The following is a 19,061-nucleotide window of genomic DNA, read 5'->3' on the forward strand; positions in this document are numbered from 1 at the left end:
TATGCAGATGAGCGGGTCTGGAAGCATTGTTTCTGACATTGAGCGTGCCCGGCTTCAGAACCTGCCGGCCGGTGAGCAGATCCGTCTTCTGCTCGACCTGGTGTGCTCCCGGACCGAAGCCGTGCTCAGGGACATCAGGCCGGAAGCGGAGGCCCGGGTGGAGGCGGGGCGGCCCTTCAAGGAGCAGGGTCTGGACTCGCTCGGTATGGTCGCCCTCCAGCAGCGGCTGAACGCGGCCACCGGGCTGAACCTGCCGCCCACCATCTGCTTCGACCACCCCACCCCGCACGCCTTGGCCGAACACCTGCGCACCGAGGCTCTCGGCCTGGCCGCCGCCCCGGCCGAGGGGCCCGTCACGGCCCGGCCGGCCGCCGACGACGAGCCGATCGCCATCGTCGGCATCGGCTGCCGCTACCCGGGCGGGGTGACCTCCCCCGAGGAACTGTGGCAGCTGGTCACCGACGAGCGGCACGTCATCGAGCCGTTCCCGGACGACCGCGGCTGGAACCTGGAGGCCCTCTACAGCCCCGACCCGGAGACCCCCGGCACGAGCTATGTGCGCCACGGGGGATTCCTGCGCGACGCGGGGGCGTTCGACGCCGGCTTCTTCGGCATAGCCCCCCGCGAGGCCCTGGCCATGGACCCGCAGCAGCGGATCGTCCTGGAGACCGCCTGGGAGGCCCTGGAGCGCTCCGCCATCGACCCCGACACCCTGCGCGGCAGCCGCACCGGCGTGTTCATCGGCGCCGAGCCGCAGGAGTACGGAACCCGGCTGCACGAGGCCCCCGACGGCCTCGACGGCTACCTGCTGACCGGCAACGCGCCCAGCGTCGTCTCCGGCCGCATCGCCTACACCCTCGGCCTGGAGGGACCCACCCTCACTGTCGACACCGCCTGCTCCGGCTCCCTCGTCGCCCTGCACCTGGCCGTCCAGTCGCTTCGCCTGGGCGAGAGCACCCTGGCCCTGGCCGGCGGTGTCACCGTCATGGGCAGCCCCGGCGTCTTCACCTCCTTCAGCCGCCAGCGCGGGCTCGCCCCCGACGGCATCTGCAAGCCGTTCGCCGCGGCCGCCGACGGCACCGGATTCGCCGAGGGCGTCGGCCTGTTCGTTCTGGAGCGCCTCTCCGACGCCGTACGCAACGGCCATCAGGTCCTCGCCGTCATCCGCGGCTCCGCCGTCAACCAGGACGGCGCCAGCAACGGCATCACCGCGCCCAGCGGCCCCGCCCAGCAGCGCGTGGTCCGCCAGGCCCTCGCCGACGCCGGGCTGACCGCCGCCGACGTCGACGCGGTCGAGGCCCACGGCACCGGTACCACGCTCGGCGACCCGATCGAGGCGGGCGCCCTGCTGGCCACGTACGGGCAGAACCGGCCCGAGGGCAGCCCGCTGCGCCTGGGCTCGGTCAAGTCGAACATCGGCCACACCCAGGCCGCGGCCGGCGCCGCCGGCGTCATCAAGATGGTCATGGCGATGCGGGCCGGTGTGCTGCCGCGCACCCTGCACGTCGACAAGCCCTCCCCGAACGTCAACTGGTCCACCGGCGCGGTGGAACTGCTCACCGAAGCCCTGCCCTGGGACACCGCGAACGACCGGCGCCGGGCCGGCGTCTCCTCCTTCGGCGTCAGCGGCACCAACGCGCACGTCGTCCTGGAGCAGGCACCCGACACCGACGAGGCGCCCGGCACCGGCGAGCCGCCCGCGCCGAGCGCCGAGTCCACGCCCCTTCAGGGCCCGGTCCCCGTGGTCTTCTCGGCCCGCGGCGAGGACGCCCTCAAGGCCCAGGCCGGCCGCCTCGCCGAACTCCTGGAGCGCGACCCCGCCCTCAGCCCGACGCCCGTCGGCCACTCCCTCGCGACCACCCGCGCGGTCCACCGGCACCGGGCTGTGGTGCTCGCCGACGACCGCGACCGGCTCCTCGAGGCCCTGCGGGCCGCCGCCACCGGCACGGCCGACCGCAACCTGACCCGCGGCGTCGCCGCCGGCGGCCGGCTCGCGTACCTCTTCACCGGCCAGGGCAGCCAGCGCATCGGCATGGGCCGCGCACTCGCCGACGCCCACCCGGTGTTCGCCGACGCCCTCGCCCGGGCCATCGGCTACCTCGACCTCCAGCTCGACCGCTCCCTGTGGGACGTCCTGTTCGCCGAGGAGGGCAGCCCCGAGGCCGCGCTGCTCGACCGGACCATGTACGCCCAGACCGGCCTGTTCGCCGTCGAGGTCGCCCTCTTCCGGCTCCTGGAGTCCTGGGGCGTGCGCCCCGACTTCGTCGCCGGCCACTCCGTCGGAGAGCTGGCCGCCGCCCACGTCGCCGGCGTCCTGTCCCTGGAGGACGCCGCCACCCTGGCCGCCGCCCGCGCCCGGCTCATGCAGCAGCTGCCCGCCACCGGCGCGATGGCCGCCCTGGAGGCCACCGAGGAGGAGGTCCTGCCGCACCTGACGGACACGGTGTCCGTCGCCGCCGTCAACGGTCCGCGCTCCGTCGTGGTCTCCGGCGACGAGACCGCCGTCCTGGCCGTCAAGGAACACTTCGCCGCCCAGGGCCGCAGGACCACCCGGCTGCGGGTCTCCCACGCCTTCCACTCCCCGCTGATGGAACCGATGCTGGAGGACTTCGCCCGGGTCGCCGGCATCCTGGACTACCGGGCGCCGGCCATCCCCGTGGTCTCCAACGTCACCGGCCGCATCGCCACCGCCGACGAACTGCGCGACCCCACCTACTGGGTGCGCCACGTCCGCGAGGCCGTCCGCTTCGCCGACGGCGTCCGCGCCCTGCGCGCCGCCGGAGTCACCGGCTTCCTCGAGCTCGGCCCCGACGCCGTACTGACCGCCATGGCGCGGGAGATCACGGCCGACGAGACCACCGACGAGCTGGTGTTCGCGGCCGCCCAGCGGCGCGGCCGCGAGGGCTCCCGGGAACTGCTGGCCGCCGTCGCCGCCGTCCACACCCACGGAGCCCCGGTCGACTGGGCCGCCCTGTACCCGGCCGGACTGCCCCGCGTCGAGCTTCCCACCTACCCCTTCCAGCGCCGCCGCTACTGGCTCGAGGCCCCCACCGGCACCGGTGACGCGAGCTCCTTCGGCCAGGTCGCCCTGCACCACCCGCTGCTGGCCGCCGCCGTGCCGATGGCCGGCGACGGGAGCGCCGTGCTCACCGGCCGGATCTCCACCCGTACCCAGCCTTGGCTGGCCGATCACGTGATCTCCGGGGTCACCCTGCTGCCCGGCGCCGCGTTCGTCGAACTCGCCGTCCAAGCGGGCGACCAGGTCGGCTGCGGGCTGCTGGAGGAACTCAACCTCCTCGCCCCGCTGGCCCTGCCGGCCGGCGGCGGCATCGCCCTGCAGGTGGCCGTCGGCGCCCCCGACGCCGCCGGCCGCCGGGAGATCAGCTTCCACTCGCGGCCCGAGAAGGCCGCCGAGGACACCCCCTGGACCCGGCACGCCGCCGGTGTGCTGGCCCCGGCGGCCATCCCCGCGCCCGCCGGGAACGCCGGACCCTGGCCGCCCACCGGTGCCGAGCCCGTGGACCTCACGGGCCTGTACGAGCAGATGGCCGGCCAGGGCTACGGTTACGGCCCCGCCTTCCAGGGCCTGCGCGCGGTCTGGCGCGGCCGGGGCGAGGCCTGGGCCGAGGTGGCCCTGCCCGCCGCGGTCTCCGCCGACGCCGGCGCCTTCGCCCTGCACCCGGCCCTGCTGGACGCCGTCCTGCAGGCCACCGACTTCGCCTCGCCCGAGCCCCTCTCCGACGAGACCCGGCTGCCGTTCGCCTGGACCGGGGTGAGCCTGTATGCCACCGGCGCGGCCGCCCTGCGCGTCCACGTCACCGCCGACGGCCCCGACGCCGCCTCGCTGACCCTCACCGACCCGGCGGGCGGTCCCGTCGCCCGGATCGAGAACTTCCTGTCCCGGCCGGTGGCCGCGGACGGTCTGCGCGGCGCCCGCACCGAGATGCCGCTCCGGATCGAGTGGACCCCCCTCCCGGACGCTGCCGTGGCCGGGACGGAAACCGGCCTGGACGGCTGGACCGTCGCCGAGATCACCGCCCCCGCCGGGCAGGACCTGCCGACGGCCGTACGCGCCGCCACCGGCGAGGCCCTCGCCCGCGTTCAGGAACTGCTCGCCGGCCCGGCCCCCGAGACCGGACTCGTCGTCGTCACCCGCGGGGCTGTCGCCGTCACCGGCAGCGAGACCGCGGACCTGGCCACCGCCCCGGTGTGGGGCCTGGTTCGGTCCGCCCAGGCCGAGAATCCCGGCCGGATCGTCCTCGTCGACCTCGGCCAGGAGGCCGAGGACACCTTGCTGCCCGCCCTGCCCGCCCTGCTCACCACCGGTGAGCCGGAGTTCGCTGTCCGCGAGGGCCGGGTCCTCGTCCCGCGCCTGGCGAGGGCGAGTGTCCCGGAGTCGTCGGCTTCTTCGCCGTGGGAGGGGGACGGCACGGTTCTGATCACCGGTGGTACCGGTGGTCTGGGGGCGTTGGTGGCCCGTCACCTGGTCGCGGAGCATGGTGTACGTCAGTTGGTGCTGACCAGCCGTCGGGGCGCGGACGCGCCGGGTGCGGCGGAGCTGGCGGCCGAGCTGACCGGTCTGGGCGCGCGGGTGCGTTTCGAGGCTTGTGACGTCTCCGACCGGGCCGCGGTCGCCGCGGTCCTGGCCGGGATCGGTACGGAACACCCGCTGACCGGCATCGTCCACACCGCCGGCATCGTCGACGACGGACTGATCACCTCGCAGACCGCGGACCGCGTCGACGCCGTCCTCGCCCCCAAGGCGGACGCGGCCTGGCACCTGCACGAGCTCACCGCCGAGCTCGGCCTGGACCTGAAGGCCTTCGTCCTCTTCTCCTCCACCGCAGGCTTCCTCGACAGCGCCGGACAGGCCAACTACGCGGCCGCCAACGTCTTCCTCGACGCCCTTGCCCACCACCGCCGCGCGGCCGGCCTGCCCGCCACCTCCCTGTCCTGGGGCCTGTGGACCGGCGACCGGGGCATGGGAGCCGGCCTCGACCAGGCGGCGCTGCGGCGCATCGCCCGCCTCGGCCTCGAACCCCTCACGGCCGAGGACAACCTCGCACTCCTCGACGCCGCGCTCACCGCCCCCGACCGGGCCGCCCAAGTCCCGGTGCGCATCGACACCCGGGCCCTGCGCGACCGCGGCGAGGACCTGCCCGCCGTGCTCCGCGGCCTGGTCCGTACCCCCGCCCGCGGCAGCGCCGCGGCCGCGGGCGCGGGCGCCGACAAGGCCGCCGGCGTCGCCCAGGGCCTGGCCGCCCGCCTCGCCGGACTCGGCGAGGCCGACCGGGCCGCCGAACTCCTGGAGCTGGTCCGCGCCCAGGTCGCCGCCGTCCTCGGGCACGACAGCGCCGCCGTCGTCGAGCCGAACCGCGCCTTCAACGAGACCGGCTTCGACTCCCTCGCCGCCGTCGAGCTGCGTAACCAGCTCAACGCGGCCACCGGGCTTCGCCTGTCCCCGACACTCGTCTTCGACTATCCCAACCCCCGGGCGCTCGCCGCCCACCTGGCCGAGAAGCTCACCGGCGCCGGCAAGCCCGCGGCCGCACGGAAGCAGACCGTCGCCGTCACCGCCGACGAGCCCATCGCGATCGTCGGCATGGCCTGCCGCTACCCGGGCGGAGTGACCTCGCCCGAGGAACTGTGGCAGCTGGTCGCCGACGGACGCGACGCCGTCGCCCCCTGGCCCACCGACCGAGGCTGGGACCAGAACCTGTACGACCCGGAGCCGGGCATCTCCGGCAGGAGCTCCAGCAACGAGGGCGGCTTCCTCTACGACGCCGCCGAGTTCGACCCGGAGTTCTTCGGCATCAGCCCGCGCGAGGCCCAGGGCATGGACCCCCAGCAGCGGCTGCTGCTCGAGACCTCCTGGGAGGCCGTCGAGCGGGCCGGTATCGACCCGGTGTCCCTGCGGGGCACCGACACCGGTGTCTTCGCCGGCGTCATGTACCACGACTGGGCCACCCGGCTCGGCACCGTGCCGGAGGAGGTCGCCGGCTACATCGGCAACGGCAGCCTCGCCAGCGTGGTCTCCGGCCGCGTCTCCTACACCTTCGGCCTGGAAGGCCCGGCCGTCACCGTCGACACCGCGTGCTCCTCATCGCTGGTCGCCCTCCACCTGGCCGTCCAGGCGCTGCGCTCCGGCGAGTGCTCGCTCGCCCTCGTCGGTGGTGTCACCGTCATGGCCACCCCGGACACCTTCCTCGACATGAGCCGCCAGCGCGGCCTGGCCTCCGACGGGCGCTGCAAGTCCTTCGCCGAGGCCGCCGATGGCACCGGCTGGGGCGAGGGCGCCGGAATGCTGCTCCTTGAGCCGCTGTCCCAGGCGCGTGCCAACGGCCACCGCGTCCTCGCCGTGGTCCGTGGCTCGGCCGTCAACCAGGACGGTGCGAGCAACGGCCTGACCGCGCCCAACGGCCCCTCCCAGGAGCGGGTCATCCAGCAGGCCCTGGCCGCCGCCGGTCTGTCGGCGGCCGAGGTCGACGCGGTCGAGGCGCACGGGACGGGTACGACGCTGGGCGACCCGATCGAGGCGCAGGCGCTGCTGAACACCTACGGTCAGGAGCGCCCCGCCGACGGCACCCCGCTGCTGCTCGGCTCGGTCAAGTCGAACCTGGGCCACACCCAGGCCGCCGCCGGTGTCGCGGGCCTCATCAAGATGGTGATGTCGATGCGCGCGGGCGTGCTTGCCAAGACCCTCCACGTGGACCGGCCCTCGCCCAAGGTGGACTGGGAGGCCGGAGCGATCGAACTGCTCACGGATGCCACCACGTGGCCGGAGCACGGCCGACCGCGCCGGGCCGCCGTGTCCTCGTTCGGCATCAGCGGCACCAATGCCCACGTCATCATCGAGCAGATTCCTGACGAGCCGGCCCCGGCCGGGCAGGTCCCTGCTGCGGCACCCGTGCTCGCCTGGCCGGTCACGGGCAGGACGGAGGAGGCCGTACGCGCCCAGGCCGCCCGCCTGCTGGCCTACGCCGAGGGCCTGCCGGACGACGAGCTGGCCTGCGCGGGCAAGGCGCTGGGCACGGAACGCGCCGCCCTGGACCATCGTGCCGTCGCCGTCGGCGCCGACCGGACCGAGCTGGCTCGCGCGCTGACCGCCCTGGCGGACGGCACGGGTCCCGCCGTGACGGAGGCGAACGCCGGCAAGACGGCGTTCTTGTTCACGGGGCAGGGTGCGCAGCGGTTGGGGATGGGCCGGGAGCTGTATGAGGCGTTCCCGGTGTTCGCTGCCGCGTTCGATGGGGTGACGGAGGCGCTTGGGCTGCCGTTGCGTGAGGTGGTGTGGGGTGAGGACGCGGAGCGTTTGAGCCGTACGGAGTTCACCCAGCCCGCTCTGTTCGCCGTCGAGGTCGCGCTGTTCCGTCTGGTCGAGTCGTGGGGTGTGAAGCCGGACTTTGTGGCGGGTCACTCGATCGGTGAGATTGCCGCGGCTCATGTCGCTGGTGTGCTGTCGCTGGAGGATGCGGCGAAGCTGGTCGTGGCGCGTGGCCGGTTGATGCAGGCCCTGCCGGAGGGCGGGGCGATGGTCGCCGTGCAGGCCACGGAGGACGAAGTCCTCCCGCACCTCACCGACACGGTTTCGATCGCCGCGGTCAATGGTCCGAACTCCGTCGTCGTCTCCGGTGACGAGACGCGGGTTCTGGAGATCAAGGCGCTGTTCGAGGAGCGGGGCCGTAAGGCGAGCAGGCTGAAGGTCTCGCATGCCTTCCACTCGCCGTTGATGGACCCGATGCTGGACGAGTTCCGGGCCGTCGGAGCCCAGCTCACCTACGCCGAGCCGCAGATCCCGGTGGTCTCCACCCTCACCGGCGCCTCAGCATCCGCTGATGACCTGACCACTGCCGAGTACTGGGTGCGGCATGTTCGCGAAGCGGTCCGCTTCTCCGACGCCGTGGCCGTACTCGAGGACAAGGGCGTCACCACCTTCGTCGAACTCGGCCCCGACGCGGTCCTCGCCGCGATGGGCCAGGCCACCGCCGAAGACGCCGCCTTCGTCCCCGTCCTGCGCCGCGACCGCGCCGAGACCACCGAGGCCGTCACCGCCCTCGGCCGTGTGTTCGCCGCGGGAGCCGAGGCGGACTGGACCGCCTTCTACGGAGACCTGCCCACCAACCACCTGGACCTGCCCACCTACGCCTTCCAGCGCAGCCGCTACTGGGTGGACGCGGCCGAATCCGGCCCGGTCGACCTCGGCACCGCCGGCCTGACACCCGTCGACCACCCCGTACTGACGGCCCTCGTGGCCTCGCCCGACTCCGACGCCGTCGTACTGACCGGCCGGCTGTCCGCGGCGAAGTCCGGCTGGGTGGCCGACCACGCGGTGCTGGGCAACGTGCTGCTGCCGGGCACCGGCTTCGTGGAGCTTGCCATCCGTGCCGGTGACGAGGTCGGCTGCGGCCGGCTCGAGGAACTCACCCTCCAGGCCCCGCTGATCCTGGCCGAGGGTGCGGCCGCCGCCGTCCACGTCGCGGTCGGCGAGCCCGACGAGAGCGAGCGCCGGCCCGTCGTCATCCACTCCCGCACCGAGGGTCCTTCCGCGGGCGAGTGGGTGCGTCATGCGTCCGGTTTCCTGTCGGTGGAGCCGGCGGAGCCGGAGTTCGATCTGACGGCCTGGCCGCCGCCCGGTGCCACGCCGGTTCCGGTGGAAGGTGCGTACGAGCGTCTGGCCGAGCGTGGCTACGGCTACGGTCCGGTGTTCCAGGGCCTGAAGGCCGTGTGGCGCAAGGGCGAGGACGTGTATGCGGAGGTCGCCCTGCCCGAGCAGGCGCACGCCGACGCGGCCCGCTTCGGCCTCCACCCCGCCCTCCTCGACGCCGCGATGCACGGTGACCTGCTGGGCGACGGCGCCGCCGAGGGAGACACCCTGCTGCCGTTCGTCTGGAACGGGATCACTCTGCATGCCGCCGGAACCACCGAACTGCGCGTCCTGATCCGCCGGGTCGGCGGCGACGAGCTGTCCGCGATGTGGGTCGCCGACGCCACGGGCAGCCCGGTCGCCACCGTCGAGGAACTCGTCTCCCGGCCCGTCGCGGCCGAGCAGCTCGCCGCCTCTTCCCGGAGCGGCCAGGCCGACTCGCTCTTCCGGGTCTCCTGGCAGAAGGCCGATCTGCCCGAGACCGGCGCGGATGCCGTCGTGGCCCTGCCCGGCCTCGCCGGACTTCCCGCGCAGGTCACCGAGTACGCCGGTCTGGACGAGCTCGGGGCCGCCGTCGAGGCGGGCACCGCCGCACCAGCCGCCGTGCTGTTCCCGGTCGTCCCGGTCACGGCGGGCAGCGTCCCGCAGGGTGTGCGTGAGACCTCCGAGGCCGTGCTGCGGACGGTGCAGCGGTGGCTGTCCGACCCGCGCTTCGCCGAGGCCAAGCTCGTGGTCGTCACCCAGTACGGCGTTGCGGCCCGCCCAGCCGACACACTCGACCTGACCCAGGCGCCCGTGTGGGGTCTGGTGCGCTCGGCCGAGGCCGAGAACCCGGGCCGGTTCGTTCTGCTCGACACCGACGCAGCCCCTGAGTCCCTCGCGGCTCTGCCGGCCGCGGCCCTGTCCGGTGAGCCGGAGACCGCCGTGCACGGCGGCCATTTCGCGGTCCCGCGCTTGGCGAGGGCGAGTGTCCCGGAGTCGTCGGCTTCTTCGCCTTGGAAGGGGGACGGCACGTTTCTGATCACTGGTGGTACCGGTGGTCTGGGGGCGTTGGTGGCCCGTCACCTGGTCGCGGAGCATGGTGTACGTCAGTTGGTGCTGACCAGCCGTCGGGGCGCGGACGCGCCGGGTGCGGCGGAGCTGGCGGCCGAGCTGACCGGTCTGGGTGCGCGGGTGCGTTTCGAGGCTTGTGACGTCTCCGACCGGGCCGCGGTCGCCGCGGTCCTGGCCGGGATCGGTACGGAACACCCGCTGACCGGCATCGTCCACGCCGCGGGTGTGACCGACAGCGGACTGATCGGCACGCTCACCCCGGAGCGGTTCGGCACCGTGTTCGCCCCCAAGGCGGACGCGGCCTGGCACCTGCACGAGCTCACCGCCGAGCTCGGCCTGGACCTGAGGGCCTTCGTCCTCTTCTCTTCCGCGGGCGGTACCGTCCTCGCCGCCGGACAGGCCAACTACGCGGCCGCCAACGTCTTCCTCGATGCCCTCGCCCACCACCGCCGCACGGCCGGCCTGCCCGCCACCTCCCTGTCCTTCGCGATGTGGGCCGTGGACACCGGCATGGGCGCGGTGGGCAGCGCCGACCTGGACCGGATGAAGCGGCTCGGGATGCCGGCCCTCGACGTGGCCGACGCCCTCCTCCTCTTCGACGCGGCCCTGGCCACCGGCGACCACCATGTCACCCCCGTACGTATCGACAAGGCGGCGCTGCGCTCCCGCGGCGAGGAACTGCCCGCCCTGCTGCGCGGACTCGTCCGCGGTGCGGCGCGCCGCACCGCCCGGACGGCCGGACCGGCCGCCGGAGCCGGGGTCCTGGAGCAGCGGCTGGCCGGGCTCAGCGAGGCCGAGCGCGACCGCGCCCTGCTGGAGCTCGTCCGTACGCACGTGGCCGCCGTCCTCGGCCACAGCGGCATCGACGCGATCGGCCCTGACCGGGCCTTCAAGGAGCTCGGTTTCGACTCCCTCGCCGCCGTCGAACTGCGCAACGCCCTCAACGCGGCCACCGGCCTGCGGCTGCCCGCCACCCTGGTCTTCGACCACCCCAACTGCCGTGCCGTGGCAGCACTGGTGAAGGAGAAGGCCGGCGGAGCCACCCAGGCCCGCCCGGCCAAGGCAGCCGCCCGGACGGCCGCCGTCGACGACGACCCGGTGGCGATCGTCGGCATCAGCTGCCGCTTCCCCGGAGGCGTCGACTCCGCCGAGGACCTGTGGCAGCTCGTGACGGAGGGCCGGACCGCGATCACGCCGTTCCCGACCGACCGCGGCTGGGACGCCGAGGCCATCTACCACCCCGAGCCCGGCACTCCCGGTCGGACGTACACCGTCGAGGGCGGCTTCCTGCACGACGCCGCCGAGTTCGACCCGGAGTTCTTCGGGATCATGCCGCGCGAGGCGCTGGCCATGGATCCGCAGCAGCGCCTGCTGCTGCAGGCCGCGTGGGAGGCCTTCGAGCGCACCGGCATCGACCCCACGTCCATGCGCGGCACGCGCACCGGCGTGTACGTCGGCTCGATGTACCACGAGTACGCCGCCCAGGCCGGCAAGGTCTCCGACGACCTGGCCGCCTACCTCGGCAACGGCAGTGCCGGATCCATCGCTTCCGGCCGCGTTTCCTACACCCTGGGTCTGGAAGGGCCCGCGGTGACGGTCGACACCGCGTGCTCCTCGTCCTTGGTCGCCCTGCACATGGCCTGCCAGGCCCTGCGCGCGGGTGAGGTGGAGATGGCCCTGGCCGGCGGTGTCACCGTGATGCCGACCCCGGACATCTTCATCGACTTCAGCCAGCAGCGAGGACTGGCCGCCGACGCACGCTGCAAGTCCTTCGCCGCCGGAGCCGACGGCACCGGCTGGTCGGAAGGCATCGGCCTGCTGGTCGTGGAGCGCCTCTCCGACGCCCGCAGGAACGGCCACCGCGTCCTCGCCGTGATCCGTGGCTCGGCCGTCAACCAGGACGGTGCGAGCAACGGCCTGACCGCGCCCAACGGCCCCTCCCAGGAGCGGGTCATCCAGCAGGCCCTGGACGCCGCCGGGCTCACCGCCAAGGACGTCACCCTCATCGAGGGCCATGGCACCGGCACCCGCCTCGGCGACCCGATCGAGGCTCAGGCTCTGCTCGCCACGTACGGTCAGGACCGGCCCGAGGACCAGCCCGCATGGCTCGGCTCGATCAAGTCGAACATTGGTCACGCACAGGCCGCCGCGGGCGCCAGCAGCGTGATCAAGGCCGTGATGGCGCTGCGCCACGCTCAGCTGCCGCAGACCCTGCACGTGGACGAGCCCTCGCCCAACGTGGACTGGTCGACCGGCGCCGTGCAGCTGCTCGCCGAGGCCCGCGACTGGCCCGCGCACGACACCACCCGCCGGGCCGCCGTCTCCTCCTTCGGGCTGAGCGGCACCAACGTCCACATGATCCTGGAGCAGGCGCCTGAGGAGGCGCCCCAGACCGAGGACCGGCCGCAGCAGACCCCGCCGGTGCTGCCGCTGCTCCTCTCGGCGAAGGACGCCGCGAGCCTGCCCGCCCAGGCCGAGGCGCTGAGGGCGGCCCTGGAGGCCGAGCCCGACCTTGAACTGCTCGACGTCGCCGCCTCCCTGGTGCACTCGCGAGCCGTCCTGGACCACCGGGTCGCCGTCATCGCCGGCAACCGCGAAGAGGCGCTGCGCGGCCTGACCGCCCTGGCCGAGGGCAGGTCGGCGGCCGGGAACGTGACCGGCCGCGACCAGTCCCACGCACTGACCGCGTTCTTGTTCACGGGGCAGGGTGCGCAGCGGTTGGGGATGGGCCGGGAGCTGTATGAGGCGTTCCCCGCCTTCGCCCAGGCGTTTGATGCGGTGGTGGGGGAGTTGGACCTGCCGTTGCGTGAGGTCATGTGGGGTGAGGATTCGGAGCGTTTGAGCCGTACGGAGTTCACCCAGCCCGCTCTGTTCGCCGTCGAGGTCGCCCTCTACCGGCTGGTCGAGTCGTGGGGTGTTCGGCCGGACTTTGTGGCGGGTCACTCGATCGGTGAGATCGCCGCGGCTCATGTCGCTGGTGTGCTGTCGCTGGAGGATGCGGCGAAGCTGGTCGTGGCGCGTGGCCGGTTGATGCAGGCCCTGCCGGAGGGCGGGGCGATGGTCGCCGTGCAGGCCACGGAGGACGAAGTCCTTCCGCACCTCACCGACACGGTTTCGATCGCCGCGGTCAACGGACCCAATGCGGTCGTCGTCTCCGGCGAGGAGACACGGGTTCTGGAGATCAAGGCGCTGTTCGAGGCGCGGGGCCGTAAGACGAGCAGGCTGAAGGTCTCGCATGCCTTCCACTCGCCGTTGATGGACCCGATGCTCGACGACTTCCGGGCTGTCGCAGCGCAGCTCACCTATGCCGAGCCGCAGATTCCGGTGGTCTCCACGCTCACCGGTGCCTCTGCCGGGACCGGTGACCTGACCACTGCCGAGTACTGGGTGCGGCATGTTCGCGAAGCGGTCCGCTTCTCCGACGGCGTCCGTACCCTCGCCGAGTCCGGCGTCGGCACCTTCGTCGAACTCGGTCCCGACGCGGTGCTCACCGCGATGGGCCAGGCCACCGCCGAAGACGCCGCCTTCATCCCCGTCCTGCGCCGCGACCGCGCCGAGACACGCGAAGTGGCCGAGGCGGCCGCCCGCCTGCACATGGCCGGCTCGGTCCTGGACTGGACGGCCTTCTTCACCACAGCCCGTCAGGTCGCCCTGCCCCCGTACGTCTTCGAGAGGCGTCACTTCTGGCTGAAGCCGCAGTCCGAGGCCCCCGTTGACGCGGCCGGGCTCGGCCTGGCCGCCGCCGAGCACCCCCTGCTCGGTGCGTCCGTGACGCTGCCCGACGGCAGTGGGGCCGTGCTGACCGGCCGACTGTCCGCCGCCGGCCAGCCCTGGGTGACCGGCCACGAGGTGCTGGGCGACGTCCTGCTGCCGGGCACCGGGTTCGTGGAGCTTGCCATCCGCGCCGGTGACGAGGTCGGCTGCGGCCGGCTTGAAGAACTCACCATGGAGGCGCCGCTGATCATGCCGGAGCACGGGGCGCTTGCGCTCCAGACCGTCGTCGGGGCCGCGGACGCCAAGGGCGAGCGGCCGGTGAGTATCTGGTCGCGCGACGCCGACGGCACCGGCGAGTGGGTGCGTCATGCGTCCGGTTTCCTGTCGGTGGAGCCGGCGGAGCCGGAGTTCGATCTGACGGCCTGGCCGCCGCCGGGTGCCACGCCGGTTCCGGTGGAAGGTGCGTACGAGCGTCTGGCCGAGCGTGGCTACGGCTACGGTCCGGTGTTCCAGGGCCTGAAGGCCGTGTGGCGCAAGGGCGAGGACGTGTATGCGGAGGTCGCCCTGCCCGAGCAGGCGCACGCCGACGCGGCCCGCTTCGGCCTCCACCCCGCCCTCCTCGACGCCGCCAGCCATGTCGATCTGCTCGATGACCAGGCAGGCACGGTGCTGCCGTTCGTCTGGAACGGGATCACCCTGCACGCCGCGGGCGCTACCGAACTGCGCGTCCACCTGCGCCGGGTCGGCGGCGACGAGGTCACCCGGCTGCACCTGGCCGACACCTCGGGGCGGCCGGTCGCCACGGTCGAGGCGCTCGTCTCCCGTCCCGCCTCCCCGGAGCGGTCCGGCACCGCGTCGGGCGACGCCGGACAGGCGCTCTTCGCCTACGCTTGGCAGGAGCGACCCCAGCCGGAGCAGACCGGTGCCGACCGTCGACTGCCGACGCTGGACGAGGTGCGCTCCGCCGACGGGCAGGCGCCGCCCCTCGTGCTCCTGCCGGTCGGCGGGTCTGGCCAGGGCGCCGCGGATACCGCGGAGATCGCCCGGGCCACCACCCTGGACATGCTGGCCGCCACACAGGAGTGGCTCACGGACCGGCGGTTCGCGGCCTCCACCCTCGTGGTCCGCACCACCGGCGCGGTCACGGCCGGGCCGGAGGAGAACCCCGACGTGACCCAGGCTCCGGTGTGGGGCCTGATCCGGGCCGCGCAGGCCGAGAACCCGGGCCGGTTCGTCCTCGTCGACACCGACACCACCGAGGCATCCGGGCAGGTCCTGGCTGCTGCGGCCGGCTCCGGTGAGCCGGAGTTCGCTGTCCGCGAGGGACGGGTCCTGGTTCCGCGCCTGGCCCGTACCGGTGTGCCGGAGTCGTCGGTCGCCTCTCCGTGGGAGGGCGGCGGCACGGTTCTGATCACCGGTGGTACCGGTGGTCTGGGGGCGTTGGTGGCCCGTCACCTCGTCGCGGAGCATGGTGTACGTCAGTTGGTGCTGACCAGCCGTCGGGGCGCGGACGCGCCCGGTGCGAAGGAGCTGGTGGCGGAGCTGACCGGGCTCGGTGCCGACGTCTCCGTAGCGGCCTGCGACGTCTCTGACCGGGCCGCGGTCTCCGCGGTGCTGGCCGGGATCGGTACGGAACACCCGCTGACCGGCATCGTCCACGCCGCCGGCGTCGTCGACGACGGCCTGATCACCTCGCTGACCGCGGACCGCGTCGAGGCCGTGCTGCGGCCGAAGGTCGACGCGGCCTGGCACCTGCACGACCTGACCGTCGAACTCGGGGTGAAGCTGGCGGCCTTCGTGCTCTTCTCCTCCACCACGGGCTACTTCGACAACGGCGGACAGGCCGGCTACGCGGCGGGCAACCGGTTCCTCGACGCCCTCGCCGGGCACCGCCGGGCCCTCGGCCTGGCCGCCACCTCGCTCACCTGGCACCTGTGGGCGGGCGACGGCATGGCCGCCCAGCTCAGTGACGCGGTCATCGAGCGCCAGAAGCGGCTCGGGATCCCGGCGATGGACCCGCGGGACGGGCTCCTCCTGCTGGACGAGGCGCTGACCCGCGACGACGCTCTGCTCGCCCCGCTGTGCCTGGACCTGGACACGCTGCGGGCCGCGGCGGCCCCGCCCGCCGTGCTGCGCGAGGTGATCAGCAGCACCGGCAGCACCGGCAGCGGCGGCAGCGCCGGGAACGGCAGCACCGGCAGCGGCGTACGGCCCGCCCGGGCCCGCGCCACCGTGGCCGAGCCGGCCGCAGCGGCCGCTCCGGCCGCCGGGCAGAGCATCCAGGAACGGCTCGCCGGGCTCACGCCGGACGAGCAGCTGCGGATCCTGATGGACCTGGTCCGGGAGCATGTCGCCCTGGTCCGCCACGACGATCCCGCCTCGATCGACATGCGGCGCGGCTTCACCGAACTGGGCCTCGACTCGCTCGCGGCGATCGAACTGCGGAACAACCTCTCCGCCGCCACCGAGGTCCGCCTGCCGGCCACCCTGATGTTCGACTACCCCAACTCGGAGGCGCTGGCGAGTTTCCTTCTGGAGGAGCTGGCGCCGCCGGCCGAGCCGGAGCCCGAGCCGGCCCCCGCGTCCGCCGCACCGGCGGCAGCCGGTGGCCCGGTCGGACTCGACATCCAGAACATGGCGCTGGACGAGCTGGTCAAGGCAGCGCTCGGGTCCACGGGCAAGTCCGAGTGAGACGAAGGCTGAAGGCAGACAAGGCAGACAACCATGGATGTTGAGCAGATAGTCGAGGCGCTGCGCGCCTCCATGACCGAGAACGAGCGGCTGCGCCGGCAGCAGCAGGAGAGGGAGCAGGCGGCGCAGGAGCCGTTCGCGGTCATCGGGATGGCCTGCCGGTTCTCCGGCGGCGTCGACTCGCCGGACGACCTCTGGGTCATGCTCAGGGAGGGCCGCGACGGAGTCACCGAGTTCCCCACCGACCGCGACTGGGACGTCGACGCCCTCTACGACCCCGACGGCGGCCCCGGCACAACCATCACCCGGCACGGCGCGTTCCTCCACGACGCCGCGGAGTTCGACGCCGACCTGTTCGGCATCTCGCCCCGCGAGGCCGAGGAGATGGACCCGCAGCAGCGGCTGCTCCTGGAGACGGCCTGGGAGACCGTCGAAGACGCCCGGATCGACCCCCTGTCGCTGCGCGGCACGAAGACCGGCGTGTTCGCCGGCCTGATGTACCACGAGTACGAAGGCGCCAGCACCGGCGGCAGTCTGGTCAGCGGCCGCGTGTCGTTCACCCTGGGCCTGGAGGGGCCGTCGTTGTCCGTGGACACCGCCTGTTCCTCCTCGCTGGTCTCCGTCCACCTGGCCACCCAGGCGCTGCGGGCCGGCGAGTGCGACCTGGCGCTCGCCGGGGGAGTGACGGTGATGGTCGCCCCTGAGACCTTCCAGTACTTCACCAAGCAGAAGGGGCTGTCCGCCGACGGCAAGTGCCGTTCGTTCGCCGCGGCCGCCGAGGGCACCGGCTGGGGTGAGGGCACCGCGATGCTGCTGATCGAGCGGCTCTCCGACGCCCGGCGCAACGGACGCCGTATCCACGCGCTCATCCGGTCCTCGGCGCTCAACCAGGACGGTGCCTCCAGCGGCATCACGGCCCCCAACGGGCCCGCCCAGCAGCGGGTGATCCGCCAGGCGCTCGCCAAGGCGGGCCTCACCACCGCAGACGTCGACGCGGTCGACGCGCACGGCACCGCGACCCGTCTCGGTGACCCCATCGAGGCCCAGGCGCTGCTCGCCACCTACGGGCGGAACCGGCCCGCCGACCGGCCCCTGTGGCTCGGCTCGGTCAAGTCCAACCTCGGCCACACCCAGGCCGCGGCCGGGGTGGCCTCGATCATCAAGATCATCCTTTCCATCCGCGAAGGCGTGCTGCCCAAGACCCTGCACGTCGACGAGCCGACCCCGCAGGTGGACTGGGAAGCCGGGAACGTACGGCTGCTCACCGAGGCCCAGCCGTGGCCGGAGACCGGCCGCCCGCGCCGGGCCGGAGTCTCCTCGTTCGGGATCAGCGGCACCAACGCCCACGTGATCATCGAGCAGGCACCGGAGCCGGCCGAGGCCCGCGCCGCCGCGTGAGGCACCGCACGAGGAAGAGAAGGGACAGCTTCATGCCCACGCCCGCCAGCACCACGCTCGAAAAGCCGGTCGACCCCCTGGCGTTCCGCCATGTCCTCGGCCATTTCTGCAGCGGGGTGACCATCATCACCGGGGTCGAGGACGGTCCCCCGGGCCCGGCTCCCGCCGGTTTCACCTGCCAGTCCTTCGCCTCCCTCTCCCTCGATCCGCCTCTGGTGACCTTCTCCGTCGCCAAGACCTCCCGCACCTGGCCGCGGATCGCACCGACGGGCGGCTTCTGCGTCAACCTGCTGGCCGTCGAACAGGAGGACCTGTGCCGGTCCTTCGCGGTCAGCGGCGCCGACAAGTTCGCGGGCGTCGAATGGAGCCCGGCTCCCGTGACCGGCTCGCCGGTCCTCGCCGGCTCCCTCGGCTGGATCGACTGCACCGTCGAGGCCGTCCACCCCGGCGGCGACCACTGGCTGGTACTCGGCCGGGTCCTGGGCCTGGACACGGTCCCGGCCGTCACCGAGGCCGAACCGCTGCTGTACTACCGCTCCGCCTTCCGTCGCCCCGCCGCCTGAGGCCGGCCCGACCCGGGCACCGAGCCGGACCCCGACCGGGTACCGGCCCGACCGGGACACGACCCCGACACCGACACCGACACCGAGGAGACCGACCGCGATGACGACGGACACCCTGGCTGCGAGCGCCTGGGTTCGGCGCTTCCACCCCGCACACGACGCCCCCGCCCGGCTGATCTGCTTTCCGCACGCGGGCGGCTCCGCCTCCTACTACTTCCCCGTGTCACGGCAGCTCTCGCCCGGCATTGACGTGCTGGCGGTGCAGTACCCCGGCCGTCAGGACCGGCGCGCCGAACCGTGCATCGACTCCATCCCCGCCCTCGCCGACGCCGTGCTCGGGCAGCTGCGGCCGTACTTCGACCGCCCGGTGACCCTCTTCGGGCACAGCATGGGCGCCACCCTCGCCTTCGAGGTCGCCGTCCGTCTCGAGGCCGAAGGCATCCCGGTACAGGGCCTGTTCGCCTCCGGGCGCCGCGCCCCCTCCACCGTCCGGGACGAGACCGTCCACCTCAAGGACGACGAGGGCCTGCTCGCCGACATCAACCGGCTCAGCGGCACCGACGCCCAGGTCCTCGGAGACCCGGAGATCGTACGGATGATCCTGCCCGCCATCCGGGCCGACTACCGGGCCGCCGAGACCTACCGCTACACCCCCGGCCCCAAGCTGGCGTGCCCCGTCACCGTGCTCACCGGCGACGCGGACAGCCACGTCACGCCCACCGAGGCCGGGGCCTGGCGGCAGCACACCACCGGTGCCTTCGACCTGAAGGTGTTCCCCGGCGGACACTTCTACCTCAACGACCAGGCGCCCGCCGTTCTGTCCGTCCTCAAGCGGTTCATCGGCTGAGTAAAGAACACGCAATCAGCTCGTAAATTAAGGAAATTCGGCCACCCCCGCATAGGGGTGGCCGTCCCGCTTTCTGGGGTATGCCGCCCGTCCCCGGCTCAGTAGCGTCGCGCGTATCCGCCACTACTGGCGAATTTCGAATTCAACACCT

At 73.3% G+C, this 19,061-nt stretch carries 3 protein-coding genes and 1 pseudogene; all 4 read left to right on the forward strand.

What is annotated here, in order from left to right:
* Window positions 1-7: 7 nt before the first annotated feature.
* The 4 genes and pseudogenes from NRK68_RS35110 to NRK68_RS35125 all read left to right on the forward strand — a co-directional run bounded on the left by NRK68_RS35110 (window position 8) and on the right by NRK68_RS35125 (window position 18,910).
* A complete protein-coding gene (locus NRK68_RS35110) occupies window positions 8-16,102 on the forward strand; it encodes a type I polyketide synthase (protein WP_257858237.1) in 16,095 nt (5,364 codons plus the stop codon).
* Between the two features lie 60 nt (window positions 16,103-16,162).
* Window positions 16,163-17,485, forward strand: a pseudogene (locus tag NRK68_RS35115) (type I polyketide synthase); the annotation flags it as partial.
* A gap of 47 nt (window positions 17,486-17,532) precedes the next feature.
* Window positions 17,533-18,063 (forward strand): flavin reductase family protein, encoded by a 531-nt coding sequence (locus NRK68_RS35120; protein ID WP_257858238.1) that lies wholly within the window; start codon window positions 17,533-17,535, stop codon window positions 18,061-18,063.
* Window positions 18,064-18,163: 100 nt separating this feature from the next.
* On the forward strand, window positions 18,164-18,910 hold the full coding sequence (locus NRK68_RS35125; protein ID WP_257858239.1) for a thioesterase II family protein: 747 nt from the start codon (window positions 18,164-18,166) through the stop codon (window positions 18,908-18,910).
* The last annotated feature ends 151 nt before the right edge of the window (window positions 18,911-19,061 follow it).

It is taken from the genome of Streptomyces yangpuensis (assembly GCF_024666385.1).
Taxonomy (GTDB): domain Bacteria; phylum Actinomycetota; class Actinomycetes; order Streptomycetales; family Streptomycetaceae; genus Streptomyces; species Streptomyces yangpuensis.